This window comes from Pantoea sp. EKM10T, assembly GCF_011800685.1.
Classification (GTDB): domain Bacteria; phylum Pseudomonadota; class Gammaproteobacteria; order Enterobacterales; family Enterobacteriaceae; genus Pantoea; species Pantoea agglomerans.
The window spans coordinates 168,936-191,322 of sequence record NZ_JAALEU010000004.1 but is presented as its reverse complement, the minus strand read 5'-3'; the positions used below and the strand labels follow the sequence as shown (position 1 = coordinate 191,322).

Annotated in this window: 19 protein-coding genes, 6 tRNA genes and 1 other RNA gene; 11 read left to right on the top strand and 15 right to left on the bottom strand. The window is 54.7% G+C overall.

The features are described from left to right. Positions 1-48 precede the first annotated feature (48 nt). Both ligA and HFD95_RS09850 read left to right on the top strand, forming a co-directional pair. Positions 49-2,076 carry an NAD-dependent DNA ligase LigA gene (ligA, locus tag HFD95_RS09855; protein WP_167430179.1) on the top strand — a complete coding sequence of 676 codons (2,028 nt, stop codon included), beginning with the start codon at positions 49-51 and terminating at the stop codon, positions 2,074-2,076. Next, the gene (locus HFD95_RS09850; protein ID WP_003848878.1) at positions 2,069-2,287 is read left to right on the top strand and encodes a DUF3820 family protein; all 219 of its coding nucleotides are present in this window, start codon (positions 2,069-2,071) and stop codon (positions 2,285-2,287) included. Before ligA ends, HFD95_RS09850 begins: the two co-directional genes overlap by 8 nt. 27 nt (positions 2,288-2,314) lie before the next feature. Here HFD95_RS09850 and HFD95_RS09845 read toward each other — a convergent pair whose 3' ends face one another. Then, positions 2,315-3,325 (bottom strand): bile acid:sodium symporter family protein, encoded by a 1,011-nt coding sequence (locus HFD95_RS09845; protein WP_031590532.1) that lies wholly within the window; start codon positions 3,323-3,325, stop codon positions 2,315-2,317. Positions 3,326-3,419: 94 nt separating this feature from the next. On the opposite strand from HFD95_RS09845, the gene HFD95_RS09840 reads away from it, so the two are divergent. Next, positions 3,420-4,340: a LysR family transcriptional regulator gene (locus tag HFD95_RS09840; protein ID WP_010259882.1), complete on the top strand. Its 921-nt coding sequence runs from the start codon at positions 3,420-3,422 to the stop codon at positions 4,338-4,340. Here the strand turns inward: HFD95_RS09840 and HFD95_RS09835 are convergent. From HFD95_RS09835 to HFD95_RS09810, 6 genes are all read right to left on the bottom strand, one after another. Further along, entirely contained in the window at positions 4,337-4,678 is a 342-nt protein-coding gene (locus HFD95_RS09835; protein WP_010259880.1) for a FlxA-like family protein, read from the bottom strand. The two genes, HFD95_RS09840 and HFD95_RS09835, sit on opposite strands and share 4 nt — an antisense overlap. A gap of 475 nt (positions 4,679-5,153) precedes the next feature. After that, positions 5,154-5,289: non-coding RNA, RtT sRNA (locus HFD95_RS09830), on the bottom strand. 43 nt (positions 5,290-5,332) lie between these two features. Then, positions 5,333-5,408, bottom strand: a tRNA-Lys gene (locus tag HFD95_RS09825). Between the two features lie 4 nt (positions 5,409-5,412). Then, a tRNA-Val gene (locus tag HFD95_RS09820) sits at positions 5,413-5,488 on the bottom strand. A gap of 34 nt (positions 5,489-5,522) precedes the next feature. After that, positions 5,523-5,598 (bottom strand) — tRNA-Val (locus HFD95_RS09815). Positions 5,599-5,639: 41 nt separating this feature from the next. Then, positions 5,640-5,715: transfer RNA gene (locus tag HFD95_RS09810), tRNA-Val, on the bottom strand. Positions 5,716-5,987: 272 nt separating this feature from the next. On the opposite strand from HFD95_RS09810, the gene gltX reads away from it, so the two are divergent. Beyond that, positions 5,988-7,403 (top strand): glutamate--tRNA ligase, encoded by a 1,416-nt coding sequence (gene gltX, locus HFD95_RS09805; RefSeq protein WP_010257834.1) that lies wholly within the window; start codon positions 5,988-5,990, stop codon positions 7,401-7,403. A 33-nt stretch (positions 7,404-7,436) separates the two neighbouring features. On the opposite strand, the gene HFD95_RS09800 is transcribed toward gltX, so the two are convergent. The 3 genes from HFD95_RS09800 to HFD95_RS09790 form a co-directional block, all read right to left on the bottom strand. Further along, positions 7,437-7,790: a YfeC-like transcriptional regulator gene (locus HFD95_RS09800; RefSeq protein WP_010257835.1), complete on the bottom strand. Its 354-nt coding sequence runs from the start codon at positions 7,788-7,790 to the stop codon at positions 7,437-7,439. Between the two features lie 24 nt (positions 7,791-7,814). Next, positions 7,815-8,168: a YfeC-like transcriptional regulator gene (locus tag HFD95_RS09795; RefSeq protein WP_122889726.1), complete on the bottom strand. Its 354-nt coding sequence runs from the start codon at positions 8,166-8,168 to the stop codon at positions 7,815-7,817. A gap of 111 nt (positions 8,169-8,279) precedes the next feature. Then, a complete protein-coding gene (locus HFD95_RS09790; RefSeq protein ID WP_010257841.1) occupies positions 8,280-9,068 on the bottom strand; it encodes a formate/nitrite transporter family protein in 789 nt (262 codons plus the stop codon). Between the two features lie 359 nt (positions 9,069-9,427). Here HFD95_RS09790 and HFD95_RS09785 point away from each other — a divergent pair. Both HFD95_RS09785 and HFD95_RS09780 read left to right on the top strand, forming a co-directional pair. Further along, positions 9,428-9,503: transfer RNA gene (locus HFD95_RS09785), tRNA-Ala, on the top strand. A 44-nt stretch (positions 9,504-9,547) separates the two neighbouring features. Beyond that, positions 9,548-9,623, top strand: a tRNA-Ala gene (locus HFD95_RS09780). 326 nt (positions 9,624-9,949) lie between these two features. Here the strand turns inward: HFD95_RS09780 and HFD95_RS09775 are convergent. Further along, positions 9,950-11,140 carry a NupC/NupG family nucleoside CNT transporter gene (locus HFD95_RS09775; protein WP_010671371.1) on the bottom strand — a complete coding sequence of 397 codons (1,191 nt, stop codon included), beginning with the start codon at positions 11,138-11,140 and terminating at the stop codon, positions 9,950-9,952. A gap of 369 nt (positions 11,141-11,509) precedes the next feature. Here HFD95_RS09775 and HFD95_RS09770 point away from each other — a divergent pair, with 369 nt between their 5' ends. Further along, entirely contained in the window at positions 11,510-12,751 is a 1,242-nt protein-coding gene (locus HFD95_RS09770; RefSeq protein WP_010257845.1) for an Nramp family divalent metal transporter, read from the top strand. A gap of 362 nt (positions 12,752-13,113) precedes the next feature. Here HFD95_RS09770 and HFD95_RS09765 read toward each other — a convergent pair whose 3' ends face one another. Together HFD95_RS09765 and mgrA are read right to left on the bottom strand one after the other, a co-directional pair. Next, a complete protein-coding gene (locus tag HFD95_RS09765) occupies positions 13,114-13,509 on the bottom strand; it encodes a DUF2502 domain-containing protein (RefSeq protein ID WP_167430178.1) in 396 nt (131 codons plus the stop codon). 172 nt (positions 13,510-13,681) lie between these two features. Then, on the bottom strand, positions 13,682-14,671 hold the full coding sequence (mgrA, locus tag HFD95_RS09760) for an L-glyceraldehyde 3-phosphate reductase (protein WP_010257851.1): 990 nt from the start codon (positions 14,669-14,671) through the stop codon (positions 13,682-13,684). A gap of 219 nt (positions 14,672-14,890) precedes the next feature. On the opposite strand from mgrA, the gene ipdC reads away from it, so the two are divergent. Beyond that, complete coding sequence (gene ipdC, locus HFD95_RS09755; RefSeq protein ID WP_167430177.1) at positions 14,891-16,543, top strand: indolepyruvate decarboxylase; 1,653 nt, start codon at positions 14,891-14,893, stop codon at positions 16,541-16,543. 160 nt (positions 16,544-16,703) lie between these two features. Continuing rightward, positions 16,704-17,669 (top strand): glucokinase, encoded by a 966-nt coding sequence (glk, locus tag HFD95_RS09750; RefSeq protein ID WP_010257856.1) that lies wholly within the window; start codon positions 16,704-16,706, stop codon positions 17,667-17,669. Positions 17,670-17,823: 154 nt separating this feature from the next. On the opposite strand, the gene HFD95_RS09745 is transcribed toward glk, so the two are convergent. Next, entirely contained in the window at positions 17,824-18,552 is a 729-nt protein-coding gene (locus HFD95_RS09745; protein WP_003848909.1) for a LytTR family DNA-binding domain-containing protein, read from the bottom strand. Continuing rightward, complete coding sequence (locus HFD95_RS09740; RefSeq protein ID WP_010257859.1) at positions 18,549-20,219, bottom strand: sensor histidine kinase; 1,671 nt, start codon at positions 20,217-20,219, stop codon at positions 18,549-18,551. The genes HFD95_RS09745 and HFD95_RS09740 overlap by 4 nt, the downstream gene beginning before the upstream one ends. Positions 20,220-20,498: 279 nt before the next feature. On the opposite strand from HFD95_RS09740, the gene HFD95_RS09735 reads away from it, so the two are divergent. Together HFD95_RS09735 and alaC are read left to right on the top strand one after the other, a co-directional pair. After that, on the top strand, positions 20,499-21,023 hold the full coding sequence (locus tag HFD95_RS09735; RefSeq protein ID WP_010671373.1) for a GNAT family N-acetyltransferase: 525 nt from the start codon (positions 20,499-20,501) through the stop codon (positions 21,021-21,023). Positions 21,024-21,140: 117 nt separating this feature from the next. Continuing rightward, a complete protein-coding gene (alaC, locus tag HFD95_RS09730) occupies positions 21,141-22,373 on the top strand; it encodes an alanine transaminase (protein WP_033744233.1) in 1,233 nt (410 codons plus the stop codon). The last annotated feature ends 14 nt before the right edge of the window (positions 22,374-22,387 follow it).

The window sequence follows — 22,387 nt, the reverse complement described above, 5'->3', positions numbered from 1 at the left end:
TAAAAACAAACCCCCGCCTGTCGGGGGTTTTTTATCTGATGGGGCTTTATGAAATCCGTCCAGGATCACATCACCGAACTGCGCACCACGTTGCGCCATCATGAATATCTCTATCACGTTATGGATGCGCCGGAAGTGCCGGATGCTGAATACGATCGTCTGATGCGCGAACTGCGTCAGCTGGAGGAGGAACACCCGGATCTCATTACGCCAGACTCGCCGACACAACGCGTGGGTGCCGCGCCGCTGACGGTCTTCGAGCAGGTGCGCCATGAAGTCCCGATGCTGTCGCTGGATAACGCCTTTGATGAAGCCACGTTTATGGCTTTCAACAAGCGGGTGCAGGATCGCCTGAAAAGCAGTGACGACATAACCTACTGCTGTGAACTCAAGCTCGATGGCGCTGCGGTCAGCCTGATGTATGAAAATGGTCTGCTGGTCCAGGCCGCAACGCGCGGTGACGGCACAACCGGCGAGAACATTACCGCCAATGTCCGCACCATTCGCGCTATCCCGCTGCGGCTTAAAGGCGACAACATTCCGGCACGGCTGGAAGTGCGTGGCGAAATATTTATGACGCAGCGCGGCTTTGAAAAGCTGAATGAGGAAGCACGCCGGACTGATGGCAAAGTCTTTGCTAATCCGCGCAATGCAGCAGCCGGTTCTCTGCGTCAGCTGGATCCGCGCATTACCGCCAAACGTCCGCTGACCTTCTTCTGCTACGGTTTTGGCCTGCTGGAAGGCGGTGAGATGCCGCACAGTCACATGGGGCGTCTGCAACAGTTTAAAGCCTGGGGCCTGCCGGTCAGCGACCGCATTAAGCTGGTGAACAACGCAGAAGAAGCCCTGGCCTTCTATCGTGATATTGAGCAACAGCGTCCGAATCTGGGTTTTGATATTGATGGCGTGGTGATCAAAGTCGATTCACAGGAACTGCAGGAAAAACTGGGCTTTGTGGCGCGCGCGCCGCGCTGGGCGATTGCCTTTAAATTCCCGGCACAGGAACAACTGACCTGGGTGCGGGACGTCGAATTTCAGGTTGGCCGCACCGGGGCTATCACACCGGTAGCTCGCCTTGAGCCGGTGCAGGTCGCGGGCGTGATCGTCAGCAATGCCACGCTGCATAATGCGGATGAAATCGAGCGGCTGGGATTACGCATCGGCGATCGGGTGGTCATTCGCCGCGCCGGTGATGTGATCCCGCAGGTGGTCAACGTGGTGCTCGCCGAGCGCCCTGAACAGACGCGTGAAGTCCTGTTCCCGGCACACTGTCCGGTTTGTGGTTCCGAGGTTGAACGGGTCGAAGGGGAATCGGTCACGCGCTGCACGGGCGGTTTAATCTGCGGTGCTCAGCGCAAAGAGGCGCTGAAGCATTTTGTCTCGCGCCGGGCACTGGATGTTGATGGCATGGGCGATAAGATTATCGACCAGTTGGTGGAGAAAGAGTACGTCAACACACCTGCGGATCTGTTCCGTCTCACGGCGGGCAAACTGACCGGACTGGATCGCATGGGGCCGAAATCGGCGCAAAACGTTGTCGACGCGCTGGAGAAAGCGAAATCGACTACGCTGGCGCGTTTCCTCTATGCACTGGGCATTCGTGAAGTGGGTGAAGCCACCGCTGCCAATCTGGCTAACCATTTTGGTGAGTTGCAGAAGGTCATGGATGCCGATCTTGAGGCGCTGATTGCGGTGCCGGATGTCGGCAAAGTCGTTGCGGCACACGTGCGCAACTTTATGGAAGAAGAAAGCAACCGTGAGGTTATCCGCCAGCTGGTCGAGGATATCGGTATTCACTGGCCGCAGGTGGTGGTGGTGAGAGCCGAAGAGATCGACAGTCCGTTCGCGGGTAAAACGGTGGTGCTGACCGGCTCACTGTCGCAGATGAACCGCGATGATGCCAAAGCGCAGCTGATCGCACTGGGCGCAAAAGTCAGCGGAAGTGTTTCGAAGAAAACCGATTTGCTGATTGCCGGTGAAGCGGCCGGTTCAAAGCTGGCGAAAGCAGCGGAGCTTGGCATTGAAGTGATTGATGAAGCAGAAATGATCCGCCTGCTGGGAGCCTCAGATGGATGAACATCAGCTGGTGGCGATAGCTAATACGCCTATGCCGTTTGGCAAATATAAGGGGCGGATGCTGATCGATCTGCCTGAGCCTTATCTGCTGTGGTTTGCCCGCAGTGGGGACTTTCCGTCTGGTCTGCTGGGTGATCTCATGCAACTCACCCTGACAATAAAAATTGAGGGTCTGGAAGGGTTAGTTAAACCGCTTCAGACCCGTAAGTAACGCTGCCCGCACTGGCGGGCAGCCGATCTATTTCTGAGACTCCATCACCGAATCTTTGACCTGCACAGCCTGCTGCTTCTCATTGGTCTTCTTATAACGTCCGGCAATAAATGAGCAGACCATCAGCTGTACCTGATGGAAAATCATCAGCGGCAGCACAATAATCCCCACGGTACTGGCCGGGAACAGGATATTCGCCATCGGCACGCCATTCGCGAGACTCTTCTTCGAACCACAAAACAGCACCACAATCTCATCGGCGCGTTTAAAGCGGAACAGACGCGAGGCCAGCAGGTTGATAATCAGCACGGCGGTCAGCAGAATGATTGAGCCTGCCACAATCCACAGCAGCGTAATCAACCCAACGCGATGCCAGATGCCATTAACCACCGCTTCACTGAAGGCGGAGTAGACCACCAGCAGAATCGAGGTCTGGTCGGTTTTGCCAATCAGGCTGCGGTGCTTCTCAACCCAGCCACCGATCCAGCGCCGTGAGAGGTGTCCCAGTACGAAAGGCACCATCAGTTGCAGCATAATCTTCCCGATCTGCTCCAGTCCATCGCTGGGCGCGCTGCTGTGAATATCCATCACCAGGTTCACCAGCAACGGCGAAATAAACACACCCAGCAGGCTTGATGCAGAGGCGCTGCATACCGCTGCCGCAACGTTACCGCCCGCCATGGAGGTAAACGCGATAGCGGATTGCACGGTCGCAGGCAGGATACAGAGGTAGATAAAGCCGGTATAAATTTCCGGGCCGACATTAACCGGATGCCACCAGACCAGCAACAGACCCAGCACCGGAAACAGCACAAAGGTGCTGAACATAATCCACAGATGCAACCGCCAGTGACTGCTGCCTGAGATGATCTTTTCACGCGACAGCTTGGCACCATGCATAAAGAACAGCAGTGCTATCGCTGCCGTCGCGAGATAGCTGAATATATCAACGTAGATCCCTCTGGCTGGCAGAAAAGAGGCCAGCAGCACGGTGATGATGAGTTTAATCATCATCGGATCGAGTTTTAAAAATCCCATTGTTAAATTCCGGTAAATTTTCAATAGCGCGATTGTGCGTGAAACCTGTTTAGAAATAAAATTGATTTATTGAATTAATCTATGAGCAGAATCGATGAATTATACCCTGCGTCAGCTACGAACCTTTATTGCGGTGGCACACTATGGCGGATTCAGCCAGGCGGGGCAGGCGATAGGTCTGAGTCAGTCGGCGGTCAGCCACAGTATTAAAGAGCTGGAAGCGGAAACCGGCGTGCGATTGCTGGATCGAACCACCCGGGAGGTGATGCTGACTGAAGCGGGAAAACAGCTGGCGTCACGCATGGAGCGCCTGCTGGAGGAGATTCATACCACGCTGCTGGATATCCGCAGTTTTGGCGAACAGCGCAGTGGTACCGTCAGGGTGGCAGCCAGCCAGACCATTTCCGCTCATCTGATGCCGCAATGTCTGGCCGCCAGCCAGCAACACTTTCCTGACATCAAAGTGATACTGCACGATCGCGCCCAGCAGTGGGTGCTGCAAAGTGTGCGTAACGCCGAAGTCGATTTCGGGATTGTGATTGGGCCACTCAGCGACAGCGATTTTGACAGCATCGCGATTCTGGATGAGCCTTTCCTGCTGCTATGCCGTGATGATGATCCGCTGGCGCAGGTGGAAAGGGCAGAATGGTCAATGCTGGATGGCCGCACCATGGTGCTTCAGGACTATGCTTCGGGTAGTCGGGTCCTCATTGATGCGGCGATGCAGCAGCAGAATATCAGGGCTGAAGTCGTTCAGGAGATTGGTCATCCCGCTACGCTGTTTCCGATGGTACAGGTGGGGATCGGCATCAGTATTCTGCCCGCGCTGGCGTTACCGTTACCGGCGGATCGCGCATTAACGGTGCGGCGTCTATATCCTGAAATCAATCGCAGCCTCACGCTGATCAAGCGTAAAAACCGCTCGCTTACGCCTGCTGCCGAAGCGATCTGGCAGGAGGTGCGCCAGCAGGCGACGCTGCTGGCGCAACAACGCGAGGCCAGGCCCGCATTTTAGATGTAGACGTCAATTTTGTTGGTGTCGGTAGGGCGGTTAATCCCGTCTGCTTTGCTCTCACTGACGGACGAGCTGTCACTCTTTGGCTGATCCTGCTCGGCCTGCTTCTGTTCCAGCTGAGCAATCTGTGCCTGCAGCATGGTGATTTGTGACTGATACATCTGCTGCATTTCAGACTTCTGTTCGTCAGTCAGTTCTTTGTTGTCGGCCAGCTCTTTGACTTGCGTTAAGACGTTCTGAATCTGTTTATTCAGCGCCGCGACCTGCGAGGCAACACTGCCGCCACCGCTGTCACCGCCACTGACTGCACTGCTTAGAATTCCGGAAATTGAAGACATCATTTTTCTCCCTGTAAGTTGTCAGATACGTTATCGGCACGCTGTGAAACGACTTGAGAGCTGAAATTGTTAAGTTTGCGAAAAGGTGAGAGCTTATCTGTTAAGCCAATGTCAGTGCAGCAGAAAAAAAACAGGCACCAAAAAGGGCTAAAAGACAGCAGATAAACTTAAAGCGAGGGGATCACAGGCCTGTAGCAAAGCATCGCGGGACAGGGACAAAAACGCCGGGAGCGTTTTTGAACAACGCAAAGCGTTGGCCCGTCTGCGGGCGCACCTCAGGGATGAGGTGCGTAATCGCCCGCGCTGAGCCTGCCATGGATGGCGATTTTGCGTCTTTGCGAAAGGCCTGTGCTCCCTGAGCCAGCACTTTGTTTAAAGTCTGAAATAGCTGGAAAAAGCAGTTCCACTCTGAAGCGCAGGAAATCCCTCAATAGCAGAAACGAATAAAGCGCCTTAAAGGCGCTTTATTCTGAATTGGTGGGTCGTGCAGGATAGCCTCGGCCCGTCGTGGGCCTCGCCCTGCGGGTGATGCTGTCGCATCAGCCTGAATCGCTCCCGGCGATTCAGTCGAACCTGCAGCAGGTTCTCACCCTGCACGGTAAAGTCCGTGCCCCGGAAACGAAAAAAGCGCCTTAAAGGCGCTTTATTCTGAATTGGTGGGTCGTGCAGGATTCGAACCTGCGACCAATTGATTAAAAGTCAACTGCTCTACCAACTGAGCTAACGACCCGAAGTGGTGGGTGATGACGGGTTCGAACCGCCGACCCCCTCCTTGTAAGGGAGATGCTCTACCAACTGAGCTAATCACCCACTTCGTACTTCAGTACTACTAACAGGCAAGATATGGTGGGTGATGACGGGTTCGAACCGCCGACCCCCTCCTTGTAAGGGAGATGCTCTACCAACTGAGCTAATCACCCATATCTTCATACCTGTTCACTGCGGGCCACGCTGTTAAGAGTGGTGGGTGATGACGGGTTCGAACCGCCGACCCCCTCCTTGTAAGGGAGATGCTCTACCAACTGAGCTAATCACCCCCGCTGTGTGGAGTCGCATTATAGGGATAGTTGATTTTGAGTCAACGCTTTTTAAAACATAAATGTGCGTTCGGTTTATTTTTAAACACCCTGTCGCGCTTTTAGCCAATGTGCTGGTTTTACTGGCAGAAAAGCCCCTTTTCCCGGGCGGCAACTGGCGGGCATGCATTGAGGATTCACCGTCAGATGCTAGAATGTGCCCACTGTTTTTTCGCGTCTAACCTGTTTTTTGTCATCCAGACAGAGAACCCGCGCATCTAAGGCAATACTCAATGAAAATCAAAACACGCTTCGCGCCCAGCCCGACTGGCTATCTGCATGTAGGTGGCGCCCGTACCGCACTTTACTCCTGGCTCTTTGCCCGTCACAACCAGGGCGAGTTCGTGCTGCGCATTGAAGATACCGATCTGGAGCGCTCCACGCCGGAAGCTATCGAAGCCATCATGGATGGCATGAACTGGCTGAGCCTCGACTGGAATGAAGGCCCTTACTACCAGACAAAACGTTTTGATCGTTACAACGCGGTCATTGATGAAATGCTGGAAGCGGGTACAGCCTATAAATGCTACTGCTCTAAAGAACGTCTGGAAGCGCTGCGTGAAGAGCAGATGGCCAACAACGAAAAGCCGCGTTACGACGGCCGCTGCCGTGACAGCCATGAACATCATGCAGATGATGAGCCGTGCGTTGTGCGTTTCCGCAATCCGCAGGAAGGTTCGGTCATCTTTGACGACCAGATCCGTGGCCCGATTGAGTTCAGCAACCAGGAGCTGGATGATCTGATCATCCGCCGCACCGATGGTTCGCCAACCTACAACTTCTGCGTCGTCGTGGATGACTGGGATATGGGCATCACCCATGTGATTCGCGGTGAAGACCACATTAACAACACGCCACGTCAGATCAACATCCTCAAAGCAATTGGCGCGCAGGTTCCGGTGTATGCCCACGTCTCAATGATCCTGGGCGATGACGGCAAAAAGCTCTCCAAGCGTCATGGCGCGGTAGGGGTGATGCAGTATCGTGATGATGGCTACCTGCCAGAAGCGCTGCTCAACTACCTGGTTCGTCTGGGCTGGTCACATGGCGATCAGGAAATCTTCAGCGTGGCCGAAATGGCTGAGCTCTTTACCCTGGATGCAGTCAGTAAGTCTGCCAGTGCGTTCAACACTGAGAAACTGCAGTGGCTGAACCATCACTACATCAATACGCTGCCGCCAGAATATGTGGCGACACACCTGCAGTGGCATATTGAAGAGCAGAAAATTGATACCCGCACGGGGCCGGAACTGGCGAAGTTGGTTGGTCTGTTAGGCGAGCGCTGCAAAACATTGAAAGAGATGGCTGCATCCTGCCGCTACTTCTATGAAGACTTTGCAGAATTTGATGCCGATGCCGCGAAGAAACATCTTCGTCCGGTAGCGCGTCAGCCGCTGGAAGTGGTACGCGATAAGCTGGCCGCGATCGAAGAGTGGACGGCTGAAAACGTACATCAGGCTATTCAGAGCACCGCAGATGAGCTGGAAGTCGGGATGGGGAAAGTGGGCATGCCGCTGCGCGTGGCCGTAACCGGTGCCGGTCAGTCACCCGGACTGGATGTCACCGTGGAAGCAATAGGCCGCAGCCGCAGCGTTGCACGTATTGAGCAGGCGCTGGCCTTTATCAGTGAGCGGGAAGCGCAGGCTTAATAAACAGAACCGGAAGCTTCGCGCTTCCGGTTTTTACTCTTCAGTGATATCCAGACGCTGCAACATGCCTTTAATACCTATCCGTAATATCAGCGCTGACAGCTGCTCCTGTTCAGCCTGACTCATTTGCGGAACCGCATTTACTAACAGTGCCGTCAGTGAATCTGCCGGAACCCTGTACATTGCGGCAGGTTCGTGCAGGCTACGCGTCGAATGGATAAATTTTTCTACGCGATCATCGACATGAATCAATCGCGCCTTGCCGCCCTGAATGCCGGGTCTGGGCAGGGTGGTCCAGTTTTCGCGCTTAATCCATTTGTTCACTGTCTGTCGGCTCAGGCCCGTCTCTGAGGCGAGTTCTTCGGGTGTTAACCATTCCTTTTTCATCATACCTTCCCTGATAAATACACCTTACTCTTCGCTGATTCCCAGTCGCTGCAAAACGCCCTTGATACCTTCGCGTAAGATTAGTGCAGTGAATTGATCCTGCTCGTCCTGAGTCATTTGCTGGACGGAACTTATTAATAACGCAGGTAATGAATTAGACGGAGTGCCATAAGTTGCCGTCGGCTCGTTAAGGTTACGGGTCGACTGAATAAAATTTTTCACGCGCTCATCAATGTGAATCAATCGGGCTTTACCGCCTTGCACACCGGGCTTCGGCGTGGTCGTCCAGTTTTCCCGCTTGATCCATTTATTCACCGTTTGCCGACTGTAACCCGTCTCTGCAGCCAGCTCTTCGGGGGTAAGCCATTCCTTTTTCACGATGCAGTCCCTGATTAATACATTAGCAGGACATATTACAGCAAAACGTAACGGGTGAAAGTAACTGAAGCTGAAATTGCCTTTTGTCTCTCGACAAAAGGCAAAACATCATTACTGAGGATTACTGGCGGGTTCAGCGGCAGGGCGGAATGCAAGGAAATAGGCCAGACCAACGAACACGGCACCACCCACGGCATTGCCTGAGAAGACGGCAATAAAATTAGGGAAGTACTCTGCCCAGCTCATCTGACCGGCAAAAATGGCGGCCGGAATAATAAACATGTTAGCGACAACGTGCTGGAAGCCAATGGCCACAAATGCCATCACCGGGAACCACATGCCGAAGATCTTGCCGACCACATCTTTACTGGCAAAGGCCAGCCATACCGCCAGGCAAACCAGCCAGTTACAGCCGATACCGGAAATAAAGGCGTGCAGGAAATCAGCGTGGACTTTTGCAGAAGCGATAGCAACGGTCTTCTTCAGGTAATCGCCCTCGGTCATACCCAGCATGTGACCAAAGAACCAGGCGACAGCCACGCTGCCGAGAAAGTTAGCCAGGGTAACCCAGAACCAGTTGCGCGCCACGCTCATAAAGCTGATGCGACGGGCGAACCAGGCCACCGGTAAGGTCATCATATTACCGGTCAGCAGTTCACCACCCGCCAGCACGGTCATGATGATCCCCACCGGGAAGACCGCGGCACCTAACAGGCCACCAAAAGAGCCCCATTCAGCGGGAAGGGTGTTGATCACGTGAAGATCCAGCAGGAAGCCGGTCGCAATAAATGCGCCCGCCATAAAGCCGAGAATCAGAAGGATGCTGACAGGTGCACGGCTTTTAGCCACGCCTGACTGGATCGCCAGTTGTGCGATTTCTTTAGGTGTATGCAGCGACATAGTATCTCAGTAGTTTTTTTATGATTAATGGGACGATAACGCCTGGTGGACGCGTGGTGCGCGGGAGAGGGTCCCGGGTACCACTAAATTAGCGGGCTAAGTTTTGCATGCGAAAAAGCCGAAGACAAGAAAATTCCTATAACATATTTAACCGTGAATTAACCTGACGGCAGACTGAATAACAGTTAAAAAACGGTCCTGTGTGAACAGACACGATTTTCCCCTGCAGCATGCTGCTGAAACTTCGCAGGTTGCCGCCTTTTTCAGCGATCAAACAGAGAATGTCATTTTGCCGTTGACACCCCGGAGGGGGTTTCATATTATGCCGTCCGTCGCTTAACGCGACAGTTTTTCGGTTCGGGGCTATAGCTCAGCTGGGAGAGCGCCTGCATGGCATGCAGGAGGTCAGCGGTTCGATCCCGCTTAGCTCCACCAAACTTCTTCCCGAAAGTTTGGCACTGAAAAACGATTCCAGATGTGGGGGTATAGCTCAGCTGGGAGAGCGCTTGCATGGCATGCAAGAGGTCAGCGGTTCGATCCCGCTTATCTCCACCATTTTCTGACACGCCGTTGTCAAAATCCTTTCTGATTAATCTCTTATTCGCCAGTTGCTGCGGATCCCAACGCTATTGCTTTGCCATTCACGCTGCTGCGCACGCTTAATTGCGTTATTAACCGGCATAACCTGTCATGACATCCGATGCTGTTTGCAGGACGTTGTGCCGCCTCTCGTGCACGATCTGAATGCAGATGTGACATGTGCAATGAAAGAGGTAACGCGGGAAAGGGGAATCAGCGGGAAGCAGAACAAGGATAGAGCAGAAAGAGAAGGGCGAGACCTGCTCGCCCTTTGATGCTTAGAGTAGTGCGCAGAACCGTGCTTAGAACGCCAGAACCAGACCGGCGATAGCGGCGGAAAGCACGCTGACCAGCGTAGAGCCGTACAGCAGCTTCAGACCAAAGCGGGAAACCACGTTACCCTGTTCTTCGTTCAGACCTTTAATCGCACCGGCCACGATGCCGATAGAAGAGAAGTTAGCGAACGAGACCAGGAACACAGAAAGAATACCTTCTGAATGTGGTGACAGCTGACCCGCGATTTTCTGCAGATCCATCATGGCAACAAACTCATTCGACACCAGCTTGGTCGCCATAATACTGCCGACCTGCAACGCTTCGCCAGCAGGTACGCCCATCACCCAGGCAAACGGATAGAAGACAAAGCCGAGAACGCCCTGGAAAGAGATGCCGAAGATCAGATCAAACAGCGCATTCAGACCTGAAATCAGCGCGATAAAACCAATCAGCATGGCGGCAACGATAATCGCGACGCGGAAACCGGCCAGGATATACTCGCCCAGCATCTCAAAGAAGCTCTGGCCTTTGTGCAGATCCTGCAACTGCAGATCTTCTTCGTTTTCTACACGATAAGGGTTGATCAGCGACAGCACGATAAAGGTGCTGAACATGTTGAGCACCAGCGCGGCGACTACATACTTCGGCTGCAGCATGGTCATGTAGGCGCCGACAATCGACATCGATACGGTCGACATCGCGGTCGCGGCCATGGTGTACATGCGGCGCTGTGACATTTGGCCCAGGATATCTTTATAGGCGATGAAGTTTTCTGATTGTCCCAGTATCAGAGAACTCACGGCGTTGAAAGATTCCAGTTTTCCCATGCCATTCACTTTCGACAGTACGGTACCAATACCGCGAATCACCCATGGCAGGATACGGAAATGCTGCAGAATACCGATCAGCGCAGAGATAAAGACGATAGGGCACAATACGTTAAGGAAGAAGAAGGCCAGACCTTTGTCGCTCATGTTGCCAAAGACGAAGTTAGTACCCTCAGCGGCATACTTCAGCAGATGGTCAAAGAAGCCCGCGAATCCTTTGACGAAACCGAGTCCCGCTTCTGAGTTCAGGAAGAACCAGGCGAGCACAATTTCAATCACCAGTAGCTGTATAATGTAGCGAATGCGAATGCTTTTACGATCGTGACTAACCAGCAAGGCGAGTATCCCGACCACCACCAGTGCTAAAAGAAATTGCAAAATATGGGACATGGTTGCTCCAAATTTGAGGAGGGTTGTATTTTGTTGCGTATTCTATGTAACGCGTTACTTAAAAACGAGATCTGAACCACAATATAAGTATTCGCTATCGTTATATTTTCCAGAAAAGTTCCAGAGATCACGTCCTGTTTACAAATACTTCACTTCAGATAACCACATAATTATTGTCTGAATTTTACACCGGGCGTAAAGTGACACTATTGCTCACATTTTTAGCAATCACATCCTTTACTGTAATGTATAGCAATGGCTATACTTTATAGCAGCATCTATTACACCGATAACAACAAACGAATTTCACTTGCACCTGCTAACCCCTAAGCTGCCGGGGCAGGCAAATGTTCAGACAGGGTACCGGATATGTTTGAAAGTCGTACCGCCGAGCGCGCCGCTCGCGGAGTCAGAAAAGTCAAACTCGCACTACTGGGGCCCGCTTTTATCGCCGCTATCGGCTATATCGATCCGGGCAACTTTGCGACCAACATTCAGGCGGGCGCTGCTTACGGCTACAAATTGCTGTGGGTGGTGGTATGGGCCAACATCATGGCCATGCTTATTCAGCTGATGTCAGCAAAGCTGGGTATCGCTACCGGCAAAAACCTCGCTGAACACATCCGCGATCGTTTTCCCCGGCCTGCCGTCTGGTTTTACTGGGTGCAGGCGGAAATTATCGCCATGGCCACTGACCTGGCGGAATTTATCGGTGCCGCGCTGGGGTTCAAACTGCTGCTCGGCATTTCTTTGATGCAGGGCGCGGTGCTGACAGGCATCGCCACGTTCCTGATATTGATGTTACAGAGCCGGGGGCAAAAGCCGCTGGAGCTGGTGATTGGCGGACTTCTGCTGTTTGTGGCGGCGGCCTATATCGTCGAACTCTTTTTCTCCCAGCCCAGTGTCAAAGAGCTGGTGATCGGCATGGCGCTGCCCGCGTTACCAACGTCGGATGCCGTATTCCTGGCGGCGGGTGTGCTGGGTGCGACCATTATGCCGCACGTGATTTACCTGCACTCCGCGCTGACGCAGGGCAAAAGTGAGGACAGCAAAGGTCAGCGGTACTCCTCAACTAAACTGGATGTGGCGATTGCCATGACCATCGCCGGATTTGTTAACCTGGCGATGATGGCGACTGCCGCAGCGGCGTTTCACTTCAGCGGCCACAGTAAAATCGCTGAACTCGATCAGGCCTATCTGACGTTGCAACCGCTGTTAGGTCAGGCAGCGGCGACGGTGTTTGGTCTGAGCCTGGTGGCCGCCGGATTATCTTCAACGGTGGTCGGTACGCTGGCAGGGCAGGTGGTGATGCAGGGCTTTATCCACTTCCATATTCCCCTGTGGGTGCGCCGAACCGTCACCATGCTGCCCTCCTTTATTGTCATCTGGGCAGGCTGGGACCCGACAAGGGTGCTGGTGATGAGTCAGGTGCTGCTGAGTTTCGGTATTGCGCTGGCGTTGATTCCGCTGCTCTCCTTTACCGGCAACCGCGAGCTGATGGGCGATGATATGGTTAACTCGCGTCTGATGCAGAATACCGGGCGACTGATCGTGCTGCTGGTGATTACGCTGAATCTTTACCTGCTGGTGGGTGAAGCGCTGGGGCTGTAGCGGTTATGGTAAACAAGAAAACGCCCGGCTATGCCGGGCATTTTCTTGTTGGCAACGTCTGGCCAGGTTCGCAGTGATACCGAGCCAGCGCAGGAAACACGGTCAGATCGGAAAGACGCAAAATCCGTCATCCATGACATGCTCGGCCCGCGCGATTACGCACCTCATCCTTGAGGTGCGCCCGTAGCCGGGCCAACGCGTTGCGTTGTTCAAAAACGCTCCCGGCGTTTTTGTCCATGGCGCGGGACGCTTTCCTCTTCTGACCGTGTTCCCTGCGCGTTGAGTTTATGCGTTGCGGCCAGAATCACACTGATTGAAGTCTTTGTGTTGTCTGAAACGCCCGGTTCTGCCGGGCGTTTTTATTAATGGCGATCGTGTCCGTGATGGTCTGGACCGCGATGGTCAGGACCACGACGGTCATGATGATCCCAGCCACGATCACGATCGCGGCGATACTGATGTTCCCAGCGACGCTCACGGTCGCGCTCATGCCAGCGGCGTTCGCGCTCCCACTGCTGCTGACGACGCCACTCTTCGTGTCGCCACCAGCGGCGTTCGTTGTAAGAATAGCGGTCGTTCCACCAGCGCGGTTCACGCCAGCGACCACCATCCCAGTAATAGCCACGGCGATCGCGATCGCCAAGATTCAGGGTGACGCCGGGGGCCAGAGTAATAGAGGCACTGGAGGCCTGGGCTTTGTGGTGTGCCAGCGGCGACAACAGGGCCAGCAGGGCAGCAAAAATAAGGGCTCTTTTCATTTTCTTCTCCTCATCAACAGTCTGACGCTGTTGCGGCGCAGCGATTATGCCTGCGTATTGCTGTTGTTACCGCATCATTGTGTCGGAAGATTGTGAGGAAATTGGGGAGAGAAAGGGGTTTGAGACTATTCTGGCGCAGAAAACGCCCGGCCTCAGCCGGGCGCTAAAACCGTTACAGCAGCGCCGCGTCAATCGCAGCTAACTCGCTGTCGCTGAACTGACGGCGAGCGAGCATCGCCACCGCGTCATCGATCTGGGCTGTTTTGCTGGCTCCGATCAGTACTGAAGTCACACGCTCATCGCGCAGCACCCACGCCAGCGCCATCTGCGCCAGCTTCTGTTCGCGCTGCTGCGCAATAGCATTAAGCTTGCGGACTTTCTCCATCTTCTCATCCGTCAGCTGGTTCTCATTCAGGAACTTGCTGCCGCTGGCCGCGCGCGAATCTTCCGGAATGCCCTGCAGATAGCGATCGGTGAGCACGCCGCCTGCCAGCGGAGAGAAGGCGATACAGCCGACGCCCGCATCGCCCAGCGTCTGAATCAATCCCTGCTCAGGTGTGCGTTCAAACATCGAATAGCGCGGCTGGTGAATCAGACAAGGGGTGCCGAGATCGCGCAGGATAGCTATCGCTTCGGCGGCGAGATCGGCCGGATAGTTAGAAAGGGCAGCGTAAAGCGCTTTGCCCTGGCGCACCACATGATCCAGCGCGCGCATCGTCTCTTCCAGCGGGGTTTCCGGATCGGGACGGTGATGATAGAAAATATCCACATACTCCAGCCCCATTCGCTTCAGGCTCTGATCCAGACTGGCGACCAGATATTTACGCGAACCCCAATCCCCATAAGGCCCCTGCCACATGGTATAGCCCGCTTTAGTGGAGATGATCAGCTCATCACGATGGGCACGAAAATCTTCCCGCAGAATACGCCCGAAGTTCTCTTCGGCTGAGCCAGGGGGTGGACCGTAATTGTTGGCTAAGTCGAAGTGCGTGATGCCAAGGTCAAACGCATGACGCAGCAGCTCACGGCTGTTATCGACCCGGGTACTGTCACCAAAGTTATGCCACAGTCCCAGCGAAATGGCGGGCAGTTTGATTCCGCTGCGGCCGCTGCGGCGATATTCCATCTGTTGATAGCGATCGGGATGAGGGAAAAGGGACATTCAGCGCTCCTGGGTAAAAACGGGGATATGTGCCAAAAGTCTATCAGTGTATACGGTTACACTCAGTGACAGCGCGCTGCAATTCGCATTTTTACAGAATATTCCGCCAGCGTAACGTCGCCTTTCCAGCCATTGCGGCTGGCTAAAATAGCGGCACGCCTCGCTAATTTCATCCTGTGTCAGATACTTAACCCGACTCTTCCCTGAAAGGAATGCGCAATGTCCACGTTCACTGTTGGAGATTACCTGCTGACCCGTCTGCAGGAGATTGGTGTAAAGCATCTGTTTGGCGTGCCGGGCGACTATAACCTGCAATTTCTTGACCACGTCATCGCCCATCCGGCCATCAGCTGGGTAGGCTGCGCTAATGAGCTTAACGCAGCCTATGCGGCAGACGGTTATGCACGCTGCAACGGCGCGGGAGCGCTTTTGACCACCTTTGGTGTGGGCGAGCTCAGCGCGATTAATGGCATTGCGGGCAGTTATGCCGAGTATCTGCCGGTGATCCATATCGTTGGCGCGCCTGCGACGCAGGCCCAGTTGCAGGGGGATTGTGTTCATCATTCGCTGGGCGATGGCGATTTCCAGCATTTTATTCGCATGGCCACAGAAGTCAGTGCGGCAACGGCACAGCTTACCGCCGACAACGCCACGGCTGAGATTGATCGGGTGATCGTCAGTGCGCTGCAGGCCCGTCGTCCCGGCTATTTGTCGCTGGCCGTCGACGTGGCGGCCATGGAGGTGCAGCCACCCGCGCAGCCCCTGAACAGTCATCAATCCTCTTCGCCCGCTGCGCGTCGCGCTTTCAGCGATGCGGCGGAACGTTTGCTGGCACCGGCGCAGCGGGTTTCACTGCTGGCCGATTTTCTTGCGCTGCGCTGGCAGCAGCAGTCCGCACTGGCCGCGCTGCGTGAACAGTGTGCGATTCCCTGTGCCAGCCTGCTGATGGGCAAGGGGGTTCTGGATGAACAGCAGCCGGGTTACGTCGGTACCTATGCCGGTGAGGCCAGCGCAGGTCAGGTGTGCGAACAGATCGAGCAGGTGGATGTGGCGATCTGCGTCGGGGTGCGATTTACCGACACCATTACTGCAGGCTTCACGCAGCAGTTTAACCCTGAGCGACTGATTGATCTGCAGCCCTTCAGCGCCAGCGTGGGCGGTGAAAATTTTGCGCCGCTGTCGATGGCGGATGCGCTGAGCGAGCTGCTGCCGCTGTTTGAACGCTATGGCCAGCAGTGGCAACCCGGCGCCACGCCGCCCGCCGCGCAGCCTGCAGAACCGGCGGCAGCGATCAGCCAGCAGGCGTTCTGGCAGGCTATGCAGGCATTCCTGCAACCCGGCGACCTTATTCTGGCCGAGCAGGGGACAGCCGCCTTTGGGGCCGCCGCGTTAAGATTGCCCTCGCAGGCGCAGCTGGTGGTTCAGCCATTATGGGGATCAATCGGCTATACTCTTCCGGCAGCATTTGGCGCGCAGACTGCCGATCCTGATCGCCGGGTTATCCTGATCATCGGGGACGGTTCGGCGCAGCTGACAATTCAGGAACTGGGTTCGATGCTGCGTGACCAGCAGCGACTGATACTCTTTTTGCTGAATAATGAAGGCTATACCGTCGAACGGGCGATTCATGGCGCAACACAACGTTACAATGATATTGCCCAGTGGAACTGGACGGCCTTACCGCACGCCCTTAGCCTGCAGGGCCAGGCGCAGAGCTGGCGTATCAGTGAAACGGTGCAGTTAGAGGAAGTGATGGCGCGACTCTCAGAGCCGAAGTGGCTCTCTCTGGTTGAAGTCGTCATGCAGAAAGAGGATTTGCCGCCACTGCTACGAAAAGTCACCGCCTGCCTGAATCAACGCAACGGCGGCTAAGATTCAGATAGTTGCCGCTGTGCAGGGTGGACTATCGCGGTTAGGCTGTAGCACACCTGAGTAAGACGCTCACCAATCGCACCGGTGAGCGTTGTTGTTTTATGGGCAGAATTTTATAGTGTCCTCCAACTCTTAAGACCCCAAGCGGAGCAACAGAAGAATGACAACCTATGCCTTGGTCGGCGATGTCGGCGGTACTAACGCACGCCTCGCCCTGTGTGAGGTGGAAAGCGGCAGCATCACCCAGGCCAAAACATTCTCAACATCAGAATACGACAGCCTCGAAGCCGTCATCCGCCACTATCTTGATGAACAACAGCAGGACGTTAAAGATGGCTGTATTGCCATTGCCTGCCCGATTACCGATGACTGGGTTGAAATGACCAACCATGACTGGGCGTTTTCCACGCGCAAGCTCAAAGAGAACATCGGTTTTGAACACCTGGAAATCATTAACGACTTCACTGCGGTATCTATGGCGATCCCGATGCTGACCGCCGAAAACGTGATTCAGTTTGGCGGTACAGAGCCAGTCAAAGATAAACCTATCGCGATTTATGGTGCCGGCACCGGATTAGGCGTCAGCCATCTGGTGCATGTGGACAAGCGCTGGGTCAGCCTGCCAGGTGAGGGCGGTCATGTCGACTTCGCTGCCAACAGCGAAGAAGAAGATCAGATCCTGGAAGTGCTGCGCGAAGAGCTGGGCCATGTTTCAGCGGAACGTGTGCTGTCAGGTGCCGGTCTGGTTAACCTCTATCGTGCGATAGTTAAAGTGGATAATCGCGTGCCGGAAAACCTGAAGCCGAAAGATGTCAGCCAGCGTGCGCTGGATGACAGCTGCACCGACTGCCGTCGCGCGCTGTCAATGTTCTGCGTCATCATGGGCCGTTTCGGCGGCAACCTGGCGCTGAATCTCGGCACCTTTGGTGGTGTCTATATTGCCGGTGGCATCGTGCCACGCTTCCTGGAGTTCTTTAAGTCGTCGGGTTTTCGTGCGGCGTTTGAAGATAAAGGCCGCTTCCGCGACTATGTTGCCAGCATCCCGGTTTATATGATTACGCACGACCAGCCTGGCCTGCTGGGCGCGGGCGCGCATCTGCGCCAGACGCTGGGTCGCGAAATCTGATTCTGTTTTACCTCGCGCGCACTGCCATTCTGCGCGCGAGCGATTTTCCCGATCTGCCTGCTTCAGCGGGGCAGGATCGGGAAATCCCCCGGACTTTTTGCTGCTCTCCTGCTTCGCCATCCCCCTTTCTGAACAGGCCTTTAACCCTCCTGCGCTACAGGCGCATCAGCTGTCGAAACTGCTTCACCTTACTGCGGCTGACCGGCACCTGAAACTCCAGATCGCGCAGCTTCAGCAGATAGGTATTGTTAAACCACGGCTCGATTTCACGAATCTTGCTGAGGCTGACGCAGTAAGAGCGGTGGCAGCGGAAAAATTGCTGTTCCGGCAGGCGTGAACAGAACTCGGTAATATTCATCGACATCACGTAGGATTCGCGCCGGGTATAAACAAAGGTCAGCTTCTCATGCGCCTCAACGTAGTAAATATCATTCACGTCAGTGACGATAATGCGCTCATCTTTGATCAGGTTGACCGTCTGCGGCGCGGGCGTGGCGCTGAGATGGCTGACCGCCTGCTGCGCCTGCGCTGTGGCTTCGAGCTTGTTTAGCATGGTGACAATCCTCGACTCCTGATAGGGCTTGAGAATGTAGTCAAACGCCTCCAGCTCAAACGCTTCCACCGCATGCTCTTTCCACGCGGTAATAAAGACAATCAGTGGCTTGTGGGCAAACTGATGGATATTCTGTGCCAACAGCATGCCATCCAGTGAGGGGATGTTGATATCGAGGAAAATCACATCAACCCGATGCTGTTGCAGGTACTTCAGCACGTCCAGACCATCGTCAAAACAGGCTTCAATCTCGATTTTGCTGTGATGCTGAATCATCCAGCTCAGCTCCTGCTGCGCCAGGAATTCATCTTCCACAATAATGGCTTTCATAACAGATTCTCCGCCAGGCGCTGGCCATTCTTACTCAGCGTAAAGGAAATCTCGGTGCCCGGCTGATGCCGCACGATATTCAATCCCTGACCCGACAAAAGTTTTACCCGATGATGCACATTGAGCAGGCCGATTTTATTACCGGGCATTTCGTTACGCGCCACCCGTGCTATCACTTCGTCACTGATGCCCTGACCGGTGTCCCGCACCGAGATCCGTACCTGATCGCCCAGATCACGGACGCTCAGCGTCACCACGCCTTTGCCTTTACAGGGCTGGATGCCATGGACAATGGCATTCTCCACCAGAGGCTGGATCAGCAGACTCGGCAGCAGAAAATGGAGATCCTCATCGACGTCATAGATCATCGTCAGCTTATCGCCAAACCGGGCCTGCTCGATGGCGATGTAATCTTTCACCTGCCACAGCTCTTTACGGATGTCGATTAGCTCATCGTCGTTCAGTTCCAGGTTGTAGCGCAGATAGCGTGACAGATTTATCACCAGCTGACGGGCGGTATCGGGATTGAGCCGGATAGAAGAGGAGATAGCATTCAGGGCGTTGAACAGGAAATGAGGATTTATTTTACTTTGCAGCGCACGCAGTTCCGCTTTATTAGCCATCTCGCGCAACTGCTCGGCACGCGATACTTCAAGCTGGGTTGAGATGATTTGTGACAGGCCGATCGCCATCTCCTTCAGCGAGCCGGTAATACGGTGTGCGCGGCGATAGTAGATTTTCAGCGTGCCGGTGACTTTGCCTTTCTCCCACAGCGGGATCACAATCATGGAGTGAATATCTTTGGTGCGATGCGCTTCATCGTTGTTCTTAATGATAATTTTACCGCTGGCGATCGACTGCGCCGTGGTGGGGCTGATGCCATCATCCCCATGTTTATAATTATGTTCGCCATAGCCGACGTAGGCCAGAATCTGTTTTTTATCGGTCATCGCCACCGCATCGGCTTTGATCTCCCGTCGGATAATGTCACAGATGTTGCGCAGCGAGTCGCTGTTCACCTGACGGAACAGCGGCAGGGTTTTATTGGCGATCTCCAGCGCCAGCTTGGCCTGGCGGGCAGCAATCGCCTCTTTTTCCCCCTCGACGCTCTGCACCAGCAGCACAATGATGCCGATACTGGAGGCACCGAGGATCATCGGCAGAGCAATTTCTGACACAATCGCCAGCCCGAGTGAGGTGGGGCGCGCCCACACAACAATCAACAACATCGTCAGGGCTTCACAGAGCATGCCGCCGACGATACCGGCACGCCAGCGGTGCTCTTTCAGTACCCGGCGATTAATACCGCCCGCGACGATACCGGCAATGATGCTGGTAATCAGGCAGGGCACGGAGGTTACGCCGTGAATATCGATCAGAAAACGGTGCAGACCGGCAATAACCCCGGTGGCGATCCCGACCCAGGGACCAAACAGAATGCCACCCGCCATCACGGCGATGACCCGCACATTCAGCAGTGAACCATCGACATCGACACCCGACCAGGTACTGAACAGCGCAAACAGGGAAAAGATGGCAGTAACGGCTACTTTCTCCGCACGGGTGTGTTCATCTTTTTGCAGCAGCTGACGAAACGGGCGGGTGCGTGTCAGAAAGAACAGGCAGATCAGCATCAGGGCGGCGCGGTCAAATACTGCCAGTAACATCGTGAAGTGGGAGGACACAGGCGACTCGTCGGCAATGGAAAGTGCCTCTATGATAAAAAATGTGATCGCGAACCGCTAGCGTCCCGATCAATCACGGCGGGAGTTAGTGTTTCAGATCAATTTTTACGGCATATCTGCAAAAAGAGGAAAGGTTGAGTGCATTAAAGGGGAACAGTTTTTTCGCCCTGCAGAGGCTGGTCGCTAAGGTGCCGTTTTGCTATGTTGCGCGATGAGGTGCGCCAGTGACCGCTGGAAAACCGCGCCCATCGGGAGCAGCATATGCAACTTGTCACCGCCAGATTAACCCTGAGTAAATTACAGCCAGAAGACTGGCAACTGTTTCGTGCCGTCCATGAAGATCGCAACACCATGACCTGGGTGAGCGAAATCCCCGATGAAGCGGATATCCGCCAGCGCTTCACCGAGCGTCTGGCCCCCTGGCAGGCGAGCAGTTTTCATATGCTCTGCCTGGTTGCGCGACGTCGTGACAACGGTGAGCCGATTGGCCTGTTTGGCTGCAGCCCCGAATGGGAGCCATACCGTCAGGCGGAGGTGGGCTATATGCTGCTGCATCGCCACTGCGGTCAGGGATATGGCAGCGAAGCCCTGGCGGCGCTGTGTCAGTTTTTGCTTGAAGCCGATTTCCACAAACTCAAAGCGATGGTGATTGAAGGGAACTGGGCGTCACGCCGTATTCTGGAGAAAAACGGCTTTCAGCTGGAGGGCACGCTACGGGATAATTATCTGCTGAACGGCTGCTGGGTGAACGATTGGCTGCTGGGGCGGCTGAATCCGCAAAAATAAAAATATTTTCCGCCACCCTCGACAAAATGATCCTCGCCACGTTATGTTCGTAACGGGTCACCACAGTGACCCGCGTCGCTCGGACGGTCCGGGCGCTTACGTAATCCAGAGGACATCATGGCTGATAACAGCACACCCCGTCGTTTCTCGCGTATCGAACGTTTACCCCCTTACGTTTTCAACATCACCGCTGAACTGAAGATGGCTGCGCGTCGGCGCGGCGAAGATATCATCGACTTTTCAATGGGCAACCCGGATGGTCCGACTCCGCCACACATCGTCGAAAAGTTATGCCAGGTGGCGCAGCGTGACGATACCCACGGTTATTCCACTTCTCGCGGTATTCCGCGCCTGCGCCGGGCGATCTCGCGCTGGTACGCCGATCGCTATCAGGTTGAGATCGATCCTGAATCAGAGGCGATTGTCACCATCGGTTCCAAAGAGGGGCTGGCGCACCTGATGCTGGCGACGCTGGATCACGGTGATACCGTGCTGGTGCCCAATCCCAGCTATCCGATTCATATCTACGGTGCGGTGATTGCCGGGGCGCAGGTACGCTCGGTGCCGCTGGTGGCGGGTGTCGACTTCTTCAATGAGCTGGAACGCGCCATTCGCGAGAGCTATCCCAAGCCAAAAATGATGATCCTTGGCTTCCCGTCCAACCCCACCGCACAGTGTGTGGAGCTCGACTTTTTCGAACGGGTGATTGCGCTGGCGAAGCAGTACAACGTGCTGGTGATCCACGATCTGGCCTATGCCGATATCGTCTACGATGGCTGGAAAGCACCATCGATTATGCAGGTGCCGGGCGCGCGTGATGTCGCCGTCGAATTCTTTACCCTGTCAAAAAGCTACAACATGGCGGGCTGGCGTATCGGTTTCATGGTGGGCAACAAAGAGCTGGTCGCCGCGCTGGCGCGAATCAAAAGTTATCATGACTACGGCACTTTTACGCCACTGCAGGTGGCGGCGATTGCGGCGCTGGAAGGGGATCAACAGTGCGTGCGCGACATCGCAGAGCAGTACAAACGCCGCCGTGATGTGCTGGTCAAAGGATTGCATGAAGCGGGCTGGATGGTGGATAACCCGAAAGCCTCAATGTACGTCTGGGCAAAAATACCGGACCATTACGCACATCTGGGGTCGCTGGAGTTTGCCAAGAAACTGCTGCAGGAGGCGAAAGTCTGTGTCTCGCCCGGTATCGGGTTTGGCGACTATGGCGACACGCACGTGCGTTTTGCGCTGATAGAGAATAGCGATCGTATTCGTCAGGCGGTACGGGGAATTAAAGCGATGTTTCGTGCCGATGGCATATTGCCAGGCAGCATAAAAATGGAAGAAGAACGCTGACAGCCAGCAGGGGC